Origin of the sequence: Sphingomonas sp. PAMC 26605, assembly GCF_000241485.1 — a bacterium.
GTDB lineage: Bacteria > Pseudomonadota > Alphaproteobacteria > Sphingomonadales > Sphingomonadaceae > Sphingomonas.
Genome location: NZ_JH584241.1, coordinates 828,233 through 829,439, shown reverse-complemented (window position 1 = coordinate 829,439; position 1,207 = coordinate 828,233). Strand labels below are relative to the sequence as shown.

Here is a 1,207-nt window from a genome sequence, read left to right as displayed (position 1 = left end):
CTCTCCCCGGAGGGGAGAGGGAGAAGAAGACGCGACGATGCCCTCTTCCACCAACCACCGCGCGAGCTTCGCGACGCGATCGACCTTGTCCGCCACCGTGCCGAGCTTTTCGTGGAACACGATCCGGTCGAGCTTGGCGGCCTGCTCTTCGAGCGGCACCTTGAGATCGGTCTCGTAGAAGAATTTCGCGTCGGACAGCCGCGCCGCGAGCACCTTGCGGTTGCCCTCGACGATCTTCGCGCCGCCATCGGCCGCGTCGATATTGGCGGTGCAGATGAAGGCGTTCGCCAAGGCGCCGTCGGCCGAGCGGCATACGAAATACTTCTGGTTCACACGCGCGGTCAGCTGGATCACCTCGGGCGGCACTTCCAGAAACGCCTCGTCGAAGCGGCCGAGCAGCGGCACCGGCCATTCGGTCAGCCCGGCGTTCTCGGTCAACAGCCCCTCGTCCTGCACCAGCTCGAGCCCGGCCTTGCGCGCGGCCATCGTCGCGCCGAGCGCGATGATCTGGCGGCGTTCGGCCTGGTCGACGATCACATGGCAGGCGCGCAGCTTCTCGACATAGTCGTTCGCACTGCCGATCGTGATGACGTGCGGATGGTGGAAGCGATGCCCGACGGTCGCGGCGCCGCTTTTGATCCCGGCGATCTCGCACTCGATCACGTCGTCGCCGAACAAGGCGACGATCCCCTGCAGCGGGCGGACCCAGCGCAGCGATTCCATCGTGGTCGAGGCAGCGCCCCAGCGCATCGCCTTGGGCCAGGGGAAGGCGCGGACGATCGCGGGGATCGCGGCCGCCAGCACATCGGCGGTGGCGCGGCCGGGCTTGTCGATCACCGCGAACAGGATGCCATCGCGCTCGACCAGCTGCTCGCGCGCGAGGCCGGTTTTGCGCAGGAAGCCTTCGAGCGCCTGTGGCGGAGCGCTCGTCTTGGGGCCCTTGGTCTCTTCCGACACGGCGGCGGTCTGCGCCGGCAGATCGCGCGCGATCAGCACGAGCCGGCGCGGCGTGGCGTAGGTCTGCGGCTCGCCGGGCTGGAGGCCGGCCTTGGCGAGCTCGGCGGTGAACAGCTTGGCAAGATCCTCGCGCGCGCGATCCTGCATCCGCGCGGGGATTTCCTCGGAGCGCAGCTCCAGCAGAAAGTCCGTCATCGTGCTCCTCCCCGGAACGGGGAGGGGGACCATGAGCATTCAGCGAATGGTGGAG

General features: G+C 68.2%; 1 protein-coding gene. It reads right to left on the bottom strand.

What is annotated here, in order from left to right; genetic code table 11:
• The coding region (gene glyS / locus RH90_RS03705; RefSeq protein WP_010183963.1) for a glycine--tRNA ligase subunit beta at window positions 1-1,152 on the bottom strand (1,152 nt) is incomplete at its 3' end.
• Between the last annotated feature and the right edge of the window lie 55 nt (window positions 1,153-1,207).